Here is a 13,847-nt window from a genome sequence, read left to right as displayed (position 1 = left end):
CAGGGCCACGGCAAGGGCCGGGGCAAGTGGGCGGGGGCCAGCGAACGGACGCAAAGAGCGGAAAATGGCGCGGGCACGCGTGTGGCAGTGCCTGCAATCTCCGTTCCCTACGCCGGTACTGACCGGATCAGGTTCGATGGGTCGGCTGCTGCCTCTCAGCCCCGGCAATGCGGAGCACCCCAACGGATGCAACAAGCGTATCAACCCCGCCGCCGGGTGGCAAGGCGGCAAAATCCGGACCGCGCGCCGCCGCGCACCGGCAATCCGCGGACGACGGCAGCACGAAATTTCGGCGATTTAGCTATTGGGCAAAACGCTTTAGGCTGCGCCAGGTTCAACCTGCGGAGGCGCGACATGATTCCCCAACTTCCCATCGCGTCGGCGCGGCTGACCTTTGCCCTTGTCGGGGCGGTCTCGGGCCTGTGCGTCTGGGCGCTGGCCGAGATCGTGCCGGATGTCATCGAAAATCCACGCATCGTTTTGCTGCTGATTGCGGCGGGCCTTGGCTTTTTCACCGTGCTGCTTGCGCTGCTGGGGCCGGTGCGCCTGGGCGTTGCGGCCGCGGCGGGCTTGGGCATGTCGGTTCCGGCGGCGGCGCTGCTGCTATGGGCAAGTTTTCGCCACGCGCAGGTCGAGCCGTTTCTGAACGAGGGCTACGGCATCGCGGCATTTTCCTGGCTTCTGGCCATTGGCGTGCCGTTCGTCGTGGCGGGCTTGCAGCGCCATGGCGGCTGGCGCCATTACGGGATGCTGTTCGATGCGGCCTGGGCGCTGGTCGTGCGGTATTCGGCGGCGTGGCTTTTCACTGGCGCCATGTGGCTGGTGCTGCTGCTGTCGGACCAGTTGCTGGGCCTTGTCGGCATCCACATCATCGATCGGCTGATCGACATCGGCCCGGTGCCCTACCTGATAAGCGGCCTGGCGCTGGGCCTTGGCCTTGCGATCGTGCATGAGCTGAGCGATCTTCTGTCGCCCTTCCTGGTGATCCAGCTTCTGCGCGTATTGCTGCCCGCGCTTCTGGTAGTTCTGGCGATCTTCATCGCGGCGCTTCCCTTTCGCGGTCTTGGCAATCTCTTCGGGCAGTTTTCAGCCGCCGCGACCCTGATCGCGGTGACGGTGGCGGGGATCACGCTGATCACGACGGCAATCCACCGCGATGACGGAATGTCGGTGCAGGGGTTTGGCATGCTCAGCGCCACGCGTCTGCTGAGCCTGTTGCTGCCGGTTCCGGCGGCGCTGGCGCTGTGGGCGATAGGGTTGCGCGTGGCCCAGTATGGATTGACGCCCGACCGCGTGGCGGCGCTGATCGCAGCGCTGATCGTGCTGGTATACTCGCTGGCCTATGCGGCGGCCCTCGTGCGGCGCAGCGGCTGGCGGCGCGGCCAGCGCGCGGTGAACCGCTGGATGGCGCTGGTGACGCTGGCCATCGCGGCGCTGTGGCTGACGCCCGCGCTGAACGCCGAGCGGCTGTCGACAACCAGCCAGATCGCGCGCGCCGAGGCGGGCGCGCCCAAGGACACGCTTGCCTTGTGGGAGATGGCCCATGAATGGGGCATCGCCGGCAAACGCGGCCTTCGCCAGCTTGAAACCCGCGCGAGGGGCGCGGGTGACGAAGCCATGCTGGCGCTGATCGAAAAGGCGCGCAACAGCAGCGCGCGCTGGACCTACAACCAGGCCGCGGCCGGGGATATCGCCACGCTGGACGGTGTCGTGCCACTGCGCCCTGAGGGTGCGGCCCTGCCGGACGGCGCGCTGGACATGCTTGAGGCGAATGCGCGGCGAGAGATCCACGCCGCATGCGCGCGTCGCCTGCCCGGGGGGCATCCGGGCTGCGTGATCGTGGTCGCCGCCTTTGATCCGCTGGCCGGAGACGAGCGCGCCATCGGCTTTTTTGCCCAGGGCGACGACGGTGCGCGCCTGATCGCCTATGAGATCGAGGACGGACGGCTGACCGAGCGGGGCTATGCCCGCGATATTCTGGGAGGAAGCTATCCTTACGTGTCCACGGCGATGATGGTCGAGATTTTCGAGGGCCGTTTCCGGCTGACCTCGGCGCCGCGCACGGTGCTGGACGTGGACGGGATGATGCTTTTTCCGGAAAATTGAAGATGTTCGGACTTTGTTAAGGGGCTTCATGCATAGCTGAACGGGCAAGAAGCGAGGAACGACATGCATGGGATGATCAATCGGGCCATCGAACGGTTCGTGCGCGATACCTATGGGCGCGATATCTGGGGCACCGTGATGCGGCGCGCGGGCCTCGACTATTCCGAGTTCGAGGCGATGCTGACCTATGATGCGAAGGTCACGCATGACGTCCTGTCGGCCCTCGGCAGCGTTCTGGACCGCCCGCAGCAGGACATTCTTGAGGATATCGGTACATATCTCGTATCGCATCCCAAGGTGGAGGCGCTGCGCCGTCTTTTGCGCTTTGGCGGCCCCACATTTACCGAGTTTCTGCACTCACTGGATGATCTGCCCGCGCGCGCACGCCTCGCGGTCCCCGATCTGGTCCTTCCGGATCTGGAACTGCGCGAGCACGGCAGCGGCCATTTCAGTGCATTCTGCCGCGGCCAGACGGCCGGATGGGGGCATGTGGTGGTCGGGCTGCTGCGTGCGCTGGCCGATGATTACGGCGCTTTGGCCGTGCTGGAGCACAAGGGTGCGCGCGGCGATGCGGAGGTGATAGACATACAATTGCTGGCGGTAGAACACGCCAGCGGACGCCGTTTCGATTTGGGGGTAGGGACCGGATGAAGATGCAGGAAGGCGCCTTGAGTGATCCGGCCTCTGTGCCCGCCGGCAGCGCGGCGCAATTCGCGGCGATGATGGACGTGCTGTGCCCGATGCACCTGATGCTGGATGCAGCCGGGCGTTCGGTCCATGCCGGACCAACCTTGATGAAGATGTTCGATGCTGCGCCGTTGATCGGCGTTCCCTTCCACGATCTGTTCGAGCTGCGGCGCCCGCAGATCGGCATGTCGGTGCCCGCATTGATGGACCACGCCGGAACGAAGCTGCACCTGCGCATGCGCAGCGCGCTGCAGACCGAATTGAAGGGCATGCTGGTGCCGCTGGCGCCCGGCACCGGCCCGGCGGGCGGCGCGCTGATCGATCTGTCTTTCGGCATATCGGTGGTCGATTCGGTGCGCGAATATGGCCTTACCAGCCGCGATTTTTCCGCCACGGACCTGACGGTCGAGATGCTCTACCTGGTCGAGGCCAAGACCGCCGCGATGGATGCCTCCCGCTCGCTCAACCAGCGCCTGCAGGGGGCGATGATCGCGGCCGAGGAGAAGGCGTATACCGATACGCTGACCGGGCTGCGCAATCGCCGGGCGCTGGACTACATGCTGGACCGGCTGGCCGAGGCCGAACATGACTTTGCGCTGATCCATATCGATCTGGATTATTTCAAGTCGGTCAATGACAGCATGGGACATGCGGCCGGGGATCATGTGCTGCGCGAGGTCGCGCGCATCATGATCGAGGAGACCCGCAGCGACGACACGGTGGCGCGCGTCGGGGGTGACGAATTCGTCCTCGTGCTCAAACGGCTGACGGACCGCTGCCGGGTTCATGACATCGCATCGCGCCTCATCGCCCGCCTGAAGCAGCCGATCGCGTTTGGCGGCAGGATGTGCCACGTCTCGGCCAGCGCGGGATCGGTCCTGTCATGCGATCATCCGCACCCTGACATGACGCGTCTCATGCTGGAAGCCGATACCGCGCTTTACGCGGCAAAGCGGAGCGGGCGGGGCTGTCATGTGGCGTTCACGGCGGATCTGAATCAATCGGTGGATGGCCTGATGCCTGCAGATGGCGTGGTCGAGCGGCGCGCGGCGCCTCGATCTTCGTCCTCGGACGCCGAAAAGGACGTTGGCGCCTGACGGATTTTGCCTCACGCAGGTGTGAGCGGAAACCCGCATGACACGCGCTGCGCTTGCATCCGCCGCGATTGCATCTCTCGGCCGCGTTCCGGCCCGCGCGTGGCAGGCCGCTGTCGGCGCTTTTTTGATCGGAAGACGTGCGCGGGCCCGTCTTATCCCTTGGTCTGCTCGGCCAGTTCCAGATCGGCTTCGGGCACGTTTAGGGTGGACCAGGTCTCGTCTTGCGGGGGCTGGGGCGGCTCGGGGCAGTTGCTTTTGTGCAAATTTACCTTGGCCATGAAATTGGCCGAAATCGGCGCAGTGACGAAGAGGAACGCCATGATCAGAACCTCGTGGAAGGATCCAATACCGAACGCATAGGAATGGATCATCGACGCAAGCAAAAGCGCGCCGATCCCGACGGTGCCGACCTTCGTCGGCGCGTGCAGCCGCGTCATCGCATCGTTGAACTTCAGCAGTCCGATAGATCCGATGACCGAGAACGCGGCCCCGACGATCAGGCAAAATGCGATGGCATAGGCCGCGACGATTTCCCAGGTCATTCGATGATATCCCCTCTCAGCACGAAACGCGCATAGGCCACGGTGCTGACGAACCCGAGCATGGCGATGATCAAAGTGACCTCGAAATAGATGCCCGTGCCCTGGGCGATGCCCAGCAGCACGATCAATCCGATCGCGTTCACCACCATCGTGTCCAGCGCCAGTATTCTGTCGCCGACCCCGGGGCCGATGATCAGCCGGATCATCGCCATGATCTGTGCCGCGGCGACGGAAACGAACGCGATCCAAAGGGCGATGTTCATCATGTCGGTCGCAAGGCTCATGTGAATATCTCCAGCAGGCGGCGCTCGTAACGGTGCTTGATATCGTCCCGGACCGCGTCCGGGTCATCGGTGTGCAGTGCGTGGACCAGCAGGCTGTGCCCCTCGTCCGACAAGTCCGCCGAGACGGTGCCGGGGGTCAGCGTGATGGTGCCCGCAAGGATCGTGATCGCCTCGGGCTTGCGCAGATCCAGCGGGACCACCACCCAGGCGGGGCGCAGTTGGGCGTTCGGTTTCGTCAGGACGATCCACGCGACCTGCACGTTGGCCACCATGATATCCCAAAGCACGATCACGACATAGACGCTCATCCGGCCCAGCCGGAAACCGCGCGGCGTCTCGGGCCACCATGCCGCTGTGATCCACGGGATCAGGATGCCCAGGATCAGCCCGAACACCGCCATGCCCGGCGACAGCGTGTTTTGCAGCAAGAGCCACACCGCCGTCAGCAGCAGGGTCAGGATCGGGTGCGGAAGCAGCCAGTAGAAGGCGCGCGTCATCTCAATGCTCCTCTGCGGGGATGCTGAGCTTGCCGGGGGTCTCAAGCACGGTTGAGACATAGGGCGCCGGCGCAAAGAGTTGCGCGGCGATGGCGGTGGTATAGCGGTGCACAGGCCCGGCCAGAACCGTCAGCGCGGCGAGCAGCGCCAGGAGGCCGCCAACGGCAGTGTATGACAGCGCCGATGGGGGCGATGCGGGCTCCGCGCCTTCGGGGGGCGGGACGGCGCGCGCCTTCCAGAAGAGCGTGCTGCCCGCGCGCGCAAAGCCGACCAGGCTGATCAGGCTCGCGATCAGCACCGTCGCCCAGATCCACACCACCAGCGGCGCGTTTATCGAAGCGTCGAGGATCATCAGCTTGCCGGTAAAGCCCGACAGCGGCGGCAGGCCCACCATGGCGATGGCCGCGGCAAAGAACATCCCCGCCGTCAGGGGCGCGCCCGCGACCATCGGAGCGGCGCGCAGGTCCAGATTTTCGCGCCCGCTGCGCGCAAGATCGGCGATCAGGAACAGCGCCGCGCCCGCCAGCGTGGAATGCACGATGTAATAGAGCGCCGCCGCGATTCCGGCCTGGGTGAACAACGCGATTGCGATCATCACCATGCCCATCGACCCGATCACCGAATAGGCGACCAGCCGGTCGAGCTTGCGCGCCGCCAGCACGCCGATCATGCCGATGGCCAACGTGACCATCGCCGCCGGAAGCAGCCATACGCTGTGCAGGCCCGATGTGATCTCAAGGTCCGGCGGAAAGATCAGCGTATAGACCCGTATGATCGCGTAGCCGCCCACCTTGGTCATCACCGCAAACAGCGCGGCGACCGGGCCCGGCGCATTGGCATAGCTGGAGGGCAGCCAGAAATGCAGCGGCACGACAGCAGCCTTGATGGCGAAGACCAGCAGCAGCAGGACCGACGCCACGCGGATCCCCACGCTGCCGCCCTCATCGATCATCGCGACACGCCCGGCCAGATCGGCCATGTTCAAGGTGCCGGTCTCGGCATAGATCGCGCCGAGGGCGAACAGAAACAGGGTAGAGCCGAGCAGGTTGTAGAGCACATATTGCACGCCCGCCCGCAGCCGCCGGTTGCCGCCCGAATGGATCATCAGGCCGTAGGACGCGATCAGCAGCACCTCGAAGAAAACGAACAGGTTGAACAGGTCACCGGTCAGGAACGCGCCCATGAGGCCCATCATCTGAAACTGGAACAGCGCGTGAAAATGGCGCCCCCGCTCGTCCCATTTCGAGCCGATCGCGTAGAGCAGGACGAAAAGGCCCAGCACGGCGGTCAGCAGGATCATCATCGTCGCCAGCCGGTCCGCGACCAGAACGATGCCGAAGGGCGCCGGCCAGTCGCCCAGCCGGTACAAGGTGACGGTTCCGTCCGCCGCCTGCCACGCCAGCCCGGCGGCGATGGCGATCAGGGCCAGCACGCCGGCGGTGGACAGCACTCGCTGAATGGCGATGTGATAGCGCGCGGCCAGCACGATGAAGGGCGCGACCAGCGCGGGCAGGATGATGGGCAGGGCGATCCAGTGCATCATGCCGCGTCCTCGCGGTCCTGGCTCCGGCGTTTGGCCGGATCGCTTTCGGCGGGCTCGTTCACGTGGTCGTCATCGGCGCCCAGATAGGCCCCAAGCGCCATCATCACCACCACGGCCGTCATGCCGAATGAAATCACGATCGCCGTCAGCACCAGCGCCTGTGGCAGCGGATCGGTATACGTCTCGGCGTCGTTCAGGATAGGCGGCGCCGCGATGGTCAGCCGCCCGGAGGCAAAGAGGAACACGTTGACCGCATAGGTCAGCAGCGACACCCCGATGATGACCGGGAAGGTGCGCAATCTTTGCACCAGATAGATACCGGCGGCCGTCAGGATACCGATGGCGGAAGCAACGAGCAGTTCCATCTCAGACCCCCTTCGCCGGCCGTGTCGGCTCGCCGGTGTCGCGCGACGGATCGATGTCCATCGCATGCTCGCTGTCGGGAACATGCGCCCGGCGCGCCAGCCGCGAAAAGCTTTCGAGTGACAGCATCACCGCGCCGACCACGGCCAGAAACACGCCCAGATCGAACAGCGCGGCGGTGGCCAGCTCGAACTTCTCGAATGGGGGGATGCGGACATAGGCAAAATCGGACGTCAGGAACGGCTTGCCAAAGAACCACGATCCCATGCCGGTCAGCCCGGCCACCAGAACGCCGGTGCCGATGACCCCGTGATACGGATAGCGCAGCCGCGCCGTGGCCCAGCTGAATCCGCTGGCCATATACTGCATCACCACGGCGATCGACACGATCAGACCGGCGATGAACCCGCCACCGGGATCGTTATGGCCGCGCAGGAAGATGTAGAAGCCGACCATCAGCACGACCGGCATGATGACGCGGGTCAGCACCACCATCATCAGCGGATGGATGTCGCCTGCGCGCGGCTGGTCGGGCTTGCGGTTCAGAAGACGCGCGCGGATCGGACCGTCCAGCAGCGCCTCGGTCAAGGCATAGATCAGCAGCGCGGCGATGCCGAGCACGATGATCTCGCCGAACGTGTCGAAGCCACGGAAGTCGACGAGGATCACGTTGACCACGTTCGTGCCGCCCCCGCCCTTGTAGGAATTGGCCAGATGAAACGCCGAAATGGACTCGGCCACCGGATCGCGCAGCAGGTAATGATAGGCGATCGCCATCGCCCCGAGGCCCCCTGCAACGGCGACAACCGCATCGCGCGTGCGCCGCAGGACCGTCGATTCCACCGGCGTCGTGTTCGGCAGGAAGTTCAGCGCAAGCAGCATCAGGATCGTCGTCACCACCTCGACCGTGAACTGCGTCAGGGCCAGATCCGGCGCGCTGAAATAGACGAACCCGATCGACACGATCAGCCCGACGATGCCCAGAAGGATCAGCGAAAGCAGCCGGTTGCGATGCAGAAACACCAGCGACAGCGTCGCCGCGGCCAGCATCAGCCACGCGGCGATGGCAATCGCATCGAGCGGCATCATGTCATATGCGGCAGGGCCGACGGTGCCCGTGCTCCACGCATGCACGCCCGCGGCGGTGACCGTCGCCACCATGATCGCGCCGTATCTGGTGAAGGCGCCGTCATGCAGCGGCTGGATCAGCGCGCGCGCCGCGGCCACGGCGGCGGCGATGATACGGTCGAATATGACCTTTGCCTCGGGGCGCGGCGCCGCGTCCCACAGTCGCAGCGCGGGCGCGAACAGCGCCAGCAGGACAAGCGCGCCCGTCACGGCCGCGACCGACATCCACAGCGCCGGCACAAGGCCGTGCCAGATCTTGAAATGCACATCGGGCGCCACGGCAGTCGTGCCCAGAACCGCGCTTGTGACCAGTCTGACGAAGGGCTCTGCCAGAAACGGCGCAACACCGATGGCCACGACCGGCACGATCAGGATCGCGGGCGGCAGCCACATTCCAGCGCCGGGATCATGCGGCGTTTCGGGGTAATCATCGCGCGCCGGCCCGAAAAACGTGTGCGCGATCAGGCGGAACGAATAGGCCGCCGAAAACAGCGATCCGATCACGGCCAGTACCGGCACCAGCCACGGCGTGCCGAACAGCGTGGTATGCAGCGTCTCTTCCAGCATCATTTCCTTGCTCAGGAACCCGTTCAGAAACGGAATGCCGGCCATCGACAGCGCGCCGAGCGTGGCGATCACGAAGGTGATCGGCATCAGTCGCCGCAGCCCGCCCAGCCGCCGGATGTCGCGCGTATGCGCGGCATGGTCGATGATGCCCGCTGACATGAAAAGTGCCGCCTTGAATGTCGCGTGGTTGAGGATGTGAAACACCGCCGCCATCGCGCCGAATGCGGTCCCGGTGCCCAGAAGCATCGTGATCAGGCCCAGATGGCTGACCGTCGAAAAGGCAAGAAGCGCTTTCAGATCGTGTTTGAACAAGGCGATGACCGCCCCTAGCACCATGGTCAGCAAACCGGCGCCCGTGACCAGAACGAACCATTCGGGCGTTCCCGACAGAACCGGCCACAGCCGCGCCATCAGGAAAATTCCGGCCTTCACCATGGTGGCCGAGTGCAGATAGGCGCTGACCGGCGTCGGGGCGGCCATCGCATGCGGCAACCAGAAGTGGAACGGGAATTGCGCCGATTTCGTGAAGCAGCCCAGCAGGATCAGCAGCAGCGCAGGCACATAGAGCGGCGAGGCTTGGATAACATCGCGCCGCTCCAAGATGACGCTCAGATCATAGCTGCCCGCGGCCTGGCCCAGGATCAGCATCCCGCCGATCAACGCCAGGCCGCCCATGCCGGTCACGGTCAGGGCCATCCGCGCGCCTTGGCGGCCCTCGGGCAGGTGCTTCCAATATCCGATCAGCAGGAAGGACGAAAGCGATGTCAGCTCCCAGAAGATCAGCAACATCAGTATGTTGTCGCTCAGCACAATGCCGACCATCGCGCCTTGAAAGAGCAGCAGGTAGGTAAAGAATTCGCCCATGTTGTCGTCGCGCGACAGATAAAACCGCGCATAGACGATGATCAGCAGGCCAATCCCGAGGATGAGGCAGGCAAAGAAAAACCCGAGCGGATCCAGCATCAGATTGACGTTGAGCCCGATGCCGGGCAGCCAGTCGATGCCCGCGCGTACCACCTGCCCCGACAGGACCGCCGGTGCGTTGGTCAAAAGACCGATCAGCGCCGCCGCCGTCACCGCTCCGGTCACACCCGCACAGGCCTGCCGCCCGGCGGAATTCATCAGACCGGGCAAGAGCGCCCCCAGAAAGGGCAATAGGGCGACAAGGAAGAGGGACACGCGAACTCCTGATCTGCTGGCTGTGCCTATGTGGTCAAAATTCGTCTTGGGCTCAAGCAAAACCGACATCTTGGCGACCCATCACGCGAATGAGCCCGCGGCGATGGCGCCCCGCGTGCTGTCGCGGCGCGCACTGCGCTGCGCGCAAGGCAACGGTGCAAGCAGCCAGCATTGGATACCGGTTGTCGAGCTTAGCAGCTTCACGCGTGCGGGCGAGCGGCTGAACCTTACGCGGCCGGGTGTGAGCAGACTTATCAAGCTGCTGGGACGTAGATGCCGTTTTTTGCTGTTTGATCGCTCCAAGAATTGGGTCATTCCCACAGCCGAGGGGGAAATGCTGTCCGAGGAAGTCGATAGGGTTTTCCACGGCCTACGCTAACAAAATTCGGAGCGCGCAGATTTTGCGCCAGCAGATGTCCTCCAACGAAGGCGTCGCCGCGTCCGTATCGCTGTCGCCGGATGGCAAGGTGAAGCTGCGGCACATCGCTGTCGAGATCGGCACCGGCACGATCTCGACTCAGGCCATGATGTGCGCGCGATGGTTCGGCAAACCCGCCGATGAAATCGAGAGCGCCGCGCTGGACTGGGAACCGCTGGAAATGTTCGTGACCCTGAACCCTTTCGTGGTGGACAGGGAGCATCAGGAAGAGATGAAGCAGGATCCGCGCTGGACACCGGCCTTTGCCTCGGCCTCCAGCGCGACCAACAGCGCGTTCTATTTCACCCACGGCACGATCGAGGCCGGGCGGCTCATCCACGAATATGGCATCGTGCCCGCGGCGGCATCCCTCTGGGGCGTATCCGAGGACGCTGTCGCCGATGCGCGCTGGCAGGACGGCTCATTCGCCTTGCCCGATGGGCGGTCCCTGACATTGCCCGATATCGCGGCGAAAGCGCATGACATGCAGGGCGTAACCGGCGCGATGGTTCACGCCTTTGACCGCTGGGGCTGGGCCGAGGCCGATTTCGAGATCCTCGGGGAAACAACGCGCCGGCCGCTGGACGGTGTAGCCATCCAGACCGGCGCGCAAGATTGGACGCGGATCGAGCGAAGCAACGTCTTTTACATGGACCCGCAGGCTGACAACTCCAGCTGGTCACGATTCTCGGTGGCATCGGCACTGGTCGAGGTGAGCGTTAATCGCGGCACCGGCGAGACCAAATTGCTGTCTCACCACTCCAGTCTGGATTGCGGACGGATACTGGTCCCCGAGTTCGTATCGGGCCAGTTGCAGGGCGGGATTGCCATGTCTGTCGGACACGCTCTGTATGAAGGCCTGCCCTTGTATGAGGGCGGACCGGGACAGGGCGACTGGAACTTCAACCGCTACCGCCTGCCCCGTGGCAAGGATGTTGCCGTCTGGAAACAGACCGTAAACTATCTGCCGACGACCGAAGAGGAAAACTTCCCCAAGGGCATCGCGGAAGTGGTCCAGAACCCCACCGTCCCCGCCATTGCAAATGCGGTCGCAGACGCCGTGGGACACTGGATACGCGACCTGCCAATCACGCCGGAAAAGATCAAAGAGGTATTGTCATGAGCATTCCAACCCGCGACCTGAGCCTCACGATCAACGGCGAGACGATGGGCCCCGTCGAGGTGCCGGATGAGTTGACCATGATCGACTTTCTGCACGAATACGCAGGACTCACCGGCAGCCGTTTTGGCTGTGGTCAGGGTCTGTGCCGCGCCTGCGTTGTCATCGTCGATGACGAGGACGGCACAAGCCGCGAAATGCGCACCTGCATCACCGGCGCCCATTATTTCAACGGGCGTAAAATCCGCACCGTCGAGGGCCATGCAAAGCGCAACGAGGCCGGCGAAATCGAGGCCCTGTCACCGATTCAGGAGGCATTTCTCGACCACTTTTCGTTCCAGTGTTCGTATTGTGCGCCGGGATTCGTAAACGCCGCAACCGTATTGGTTGAAAAATTGCAGCGCGAGCCGGTGGCGCGGGACGACATCGACACCGTTATCGAGGATTCGCTGAACGACCATATCTGCCGATGCACCGGATACGTGCGCTATTACAGCGCCGTGCGCGAGGTGGTGATGAACACGCCGGGGCTTTTGAAATGAAGAGCATCCTAAAGTGGGTCTTGGCCGTTGTGGTCGTCGGCGTGATCATCGCGGCAACGGTGCCGCTGTGGCCGGTTCAATCGGACTATGACGAGCAGGCCGCCAAGGCAACGCTGGAAGGCAATCAGACGGAATTGGTTGCGCGGGGAAAATACCTGTCCGCAGCGGCCGATTGCGCCGCCTGCCATCAGTCGCCGGACGGCACGCCCTATGCCGGCGGCCTGCCGATAGATACGCCGTTCGGTGTGATCTATGGCACCAACATCACCCCCGATCCGGAAACCGGCATCGGCACCTACGGCTCAAAGGATCTGTTCCACGCGATTGTGGACGGCAAGCGTGGTGACGGCACCTGGCTATATCCGGCGATGCCTTTTGCGTCCTACCACGAAATGCGCCAGGAAGACAGCGACGCTATTTTCGCTTTCCTGCAAACCCAGGCGCCCGTCGCCCGCGAAAACCTCGCCCCCGAGCTTGGATTTCCGTTCAACCAACGGTGGCTGCTGTCTTATTGGAACCTCGTCAACCCCAAGGTAAGCCTGCCGCGATCCGCGTCTGCCGAGCAGACCGAAGGCGCCTATCTGACCGATGTTCTGGGCCACTGTCAGGAGTGTCACACGCCGCGCAATATCTTGGGCGGGTTGAAGTTGTCGCAGGCATATGAGGGCAGCGATCTGGGCGGCGGAATTCAGGGCCCCAGCCTGACGCCGACGGCGCTTGCGGGGCGCGGATGGACGGCCGAAGACCTGCGCGATTTCCTGAGCCGCGGGATGTCCCCGCAAGGCACCATGACCCTGGAGATGTACCCGGTTCTGCAACATTCGACCCAGTATCTGAGCGACGCGGACATTGCGAGTATTCAGACCCATCTGATGGGTGATGAACCGCTGCCCTCGAAAGACGTGCAGCCGACGCAGGTTACCGACACGGTGGCGCATGCCAAGGGCCGCGATACCTACGTCGCCCTGTGCGCAGGGTGTCATGGCATGGATGGCGGGGGCAAGCCGCACATCGCACCGCCAATGGTCACCAACACGAGTATCCGCCTGCCTGATCCGGGAAACCTGCTGAAAGTTCTGTTGGACGGAGTTGAAGAGCAACATTATCCCAACGGCGAGGTCATGCAGGAAATGCCCGGCTATTCTGACCTGCTTTCCACTCAGGAGGTGGTTGATCTCGCAAATTACTTGCGATCCGAATGGGGAGGGGCTGCAAGCTCCATAACGTCAGATGACGTTGATAAAGTCATGAACTAGCACTTGGACTGCCATTTGCTCTGACGTGGCTCCTTGGCGTTCGCATTGATAAGTTAGCTCTGTCGGGGGTTTGGTCCTCCTGGAGCGAATGGGATGAACCGTCTTCCCGCCAAACCGCGGTTGTTGTTGCGGGCATGGCAATTTTGGCAATCAGCACGAGGTTTCGCTGATGGTCGAGGACGTCTCCGGTGGCCGGATCGCGGACCAGCATTTCGTTGATCTGGCCGACCATTCGGCTTGAACCAATGGCGCGGCTCTGGACGGTGCTCGAAGCCGCCGAGCGTCTTCAATCTTCGTGCGAAAATATCGGCTGCCCTTCGTTCGCCAGATCTTGTCTTGGGGTGCGGTGCGCGTCTCGCAAAGCGGGCTTTTTTTCGCACCTTCTCAAGCTCTTTGGCGAGAATTGGAGCGGCGAGAGCCATTGAGTGTATCCCCATGATCGTAAGCCTTCGGCGAAGGCCGTGGGCGCGCCGTATTGATCAGAGGGGTTTGGGTGCGGCTTTTGGTTTACGCGGCTT

General features: G+C 63.6%; 13 protein-coding genes and 1 riboswitch. Of the genes, 7 read left to right on the top strand and 6 right to left on the bottom strand.

The window, feature by feature from the left end:
• Window positions 1-87: 87 nt before the first annotated feature.
• A riboswitch (TPP riboswitch) is annotated at window positions 88-192 on the bottom strand.
• A gap of 162 nt (window positions 193-354) precedes the next feature.
• The 3 genes from DC366_RS14180 (at window position 355) to DC366_RS14170 (ending at window position 3,890) form a co-directional block, all read left to right on the top strand.
• Window positions 355-2,106, top strand: a complete 1,752-nt coding sequence (locus DC366_RS14180) for a DUF4153 domain-containing protein (protein WP_165802922.1) — start codon at window positions 355-357, stop codon at window positions 2,104-2,106.
• 63 nt (window positions 2,107-2,169) lie between these two features.
• A complete protein-coding gene (locus DC366_RS14175; RefSeq protein ID WP_108692893.1) occupies window positions 2,170-2,757 on the top strand; it encodes a heme NO-binding domain-containing protein in 588 nt (195 codons plus the stop codon).
• 17 nt (window positions 2,758-2,774) lie between these two features.
• Window positions 2,775-3,890, top strand: a complete 1,116-nt coding sequence (locus tag DC366_RS14170; protein WP_341476699.1) for a diguanylate cyclase domain-containing protein — start codon at window positions 2,775-2,777, stop codon at window positions 3,888-3,890.
• A 152-nt stretch (window positions 3,891-4,042) separates the two neighbouring features.
• Here the strand turns inward: DC366_RS14170 and mnhG are convergent, their stop codons facing one another.
• From mnhG to DC366_RS14140, 6 genes are read right to left on the bottom strand one after another with little or no spacing between them, the layout of a single operon-like run.
• A complete protein-coding gene (gene mnhG / locus DC366_RS14165) occupies window positions 4,043-4,432 on the bottom strand; it encodes a monovalent cation/H(+) antiporter subunit G (protein ID WP_108692892.1) in 390 nt (129 codons plus the stop codon).
• Window positions 4,429-4,698, bottom strand: a complete 270-nt coding sequence (locus DC366_RS14160; protein ID WP_439331662.1) for a K+/H+ antiporter subunit F — start codon at window positions 4,696-4,698, stop codon at window positions 4,429-4,431. The genes mnhG and DC366_RS14160 overlap by 4 nt, the downstream gene beginning before the upstream one ends.
• Window positions 4,699-4,712: 14 nt before the next feature.
• The gene (locus DC366_RS14155) at window positions 4,713-5,213 is read right to left on the bottom strand and encodes a Na+/H+ antiporter subunit E (RefSeq protein ID WP_108692890.1); all 501 of its coding nucleotides are present in this window, start codon (window positions 5,211-5,213) and stop codon (window positions 4,713-4,715) included.
• 1 nt (window position 5,214) lies between these two features.
• Window positions 5,215-6,756: a monovalent cation/H+ antiporter subunit D gene (locus tag DC366_RS14150; protein WP_108692889.1), complete on the bottom strand. Its 1,542-nt coding sequence runs from the start codon at window positions 6,754-6,756 to the stop codon at window positions 5,215-5,217.
• The gene (locus DC366_RS14145; protein ID WP_108692888.1) at window positions 6,753-7,121 is read right to left on the bottom strand and encodes a Na+/H+ antiporter subunit C; all 369 of its coding nucleotides are present in this window, start codon (window positions 7,119-7,121) and stop codon (window positions 6,753-6,755) included. The genes DC366_RS14150 and DC366_RS14145 overlap by 4 nt, the downstream gene beginning before the upstream one ends.
• Before the next feature lies 1 nt (window position 7,122).
• Window positions 7,123-9,993, bottom strand: coding sequence for a monovalent cation/H+ antiporter subunit A (locus DC366_RS14140; protein WP_108692887.1), 2,871 nt, complete (start codon window positions 9,991-9,993; stop codon window positions 7,123-7,125).
• A 103-nt stretch (window positions 9,994-10,096) separates the two neighbouring features.
• Between DC366_RS14140 and DC366_RS14135 the strand changes: the two genes are divergently transcribed.
• From DC366_RS14135 to DC366_RS14120, 4 genes are read left to right on the top strand one after another with little or no spacing between them, the layout of a single operon-like run.
• Window positions 10,097-10,372, top strand: a complete 276-nt coding sequence (locus tag DC366_RS14135) for a LysR family transcriptional regulator (protein ID WP_165802921.1) — start codon at window positions 10,097-10,099, stop codon at window positions 10,370-10,372.
• A gap of 34 nt (window positions 10,373-10,406) precedes the next feature.
• Entirely contained in the window at window positions 10,407-11,534 is a 1,128-nt protein-coding gene (locus DC366_RS14130; protein ID WP_243405141.1) for a molybdopterin cofactor-binding domain-containing protein, read from the top strand.
• Window positions 11,531-12,073, top strand: a complete 543-nt coding sequence (locus DC366_RS14125) for a (2Fe-2S)-binding protein (protein WP_108692884.1) — start codon at window positions 11,531-11,533, stop codon at window positions 12,071-12,073. Before DC366_RS14130 ends, DC366_RS14125 begins: the two co-directional genes overlap by 4 nt.
• 41 nt (window positions 12,074-12,114) lie before the next feature.
• The gene (locus tag DC366_RS14120; protein WP_207768727.1) at window positions 12,115-13,329 is read left to right on the top strand and encodes a cytochrome c; all 1,215 of its coding nucleotides are present in this window, start codon (window positions 12,115-12,117) and stop codon (window positions 13,327-13,329) included.
• The last annotated feature ends 518 nt before the right edge of the window (window positions 13,330-13,847 follow it).

Origin of the sequence: Pelagivirga sediminicola, assembly GCF_003072125.1 — a bacterium.
Taxonomy (GTDB): domain Bacteria; phylum Pseudomonadota; class Alphaproteobacteria; order Rhodobacterales; family Rhodobacteraceae; genus Roseovarius; species Roseovarius sediminicola.
This window is presented reverse-complemented; position numbering and strand designations above follow the sequence as displayed.

Bases quoted from the DNA above. Each gene is read 5' to 3' on its own strand.
- DC366_RS14180 (WP_165802922.1), top strand. From the start codon at position 355: ATGATTCCCCAACTTCCCATCGCGTCGGCGCGGCTGACCTTTGCCCTT.
- DC366_RS14175 (WP_108692893.1), top strand. From the start codon at position 2,170: ATGCATGGGATGATCAATCGGGCCATCGAACGGTTCGTGCGCGATACC.
- mnhG (WP_108692892.1), bottom strand. From the start codon at position 4,432: ATGACCTGGGAAATCGTCGCGGCCTATGCCATCGCATTTTGCCTGATC.
- DC366_RS14160 (WP_439331662.1), bottom strand. From the start codon at position 4,698: ATGATGAACATCGCCCTTTGGATCGCGTTCGTTTCCGTCGCCGCGGCA.
- DC366_RS14155 (WP_108692890.1), bottom strand. From the start codon at position 5,213: ATGACGCGCGCCTTCTACTGGCTGCTTCCGCACCCGATCCTGACCCTG.
- DC366_RS14150 (WP_108692889.1), bottom strand. From the start codon at position 6,756: ATGATGCACTGGATCGCCCTGCCCATCATCCTGCCCGCGCTGGTCGCG.
- DC366_RS14145 (WP_108692888.1), bottom strand. From the start codon at position 7,121: ATGGAACTGCTCGTTGCTTCCGCCATCGGTATCCTGACGGCCGCCGGT.
- DC366_RS14135 (WP_165802921.1), top strand. From the start codon at position 10,097: ATGGCGCCCCGCGTGCTGTCGCGGCGCGCACTGCGCTGCGCGCAAGGC.
- DC366_RS14130 (WP_243405141.1), top strand. From the start codon at position 10,407: ATGTCCTCCAACGAAGGCGTCGCCGCGTCCGTATCGCTGTCGCCGGAT.
- DC366_RS14125 (WP_108692884.1), top strand. From the start codon at position 11,531: ATGAGCATTCCAACCCGCGACCTGAGCCTCACGATCAACGGCGAGACG.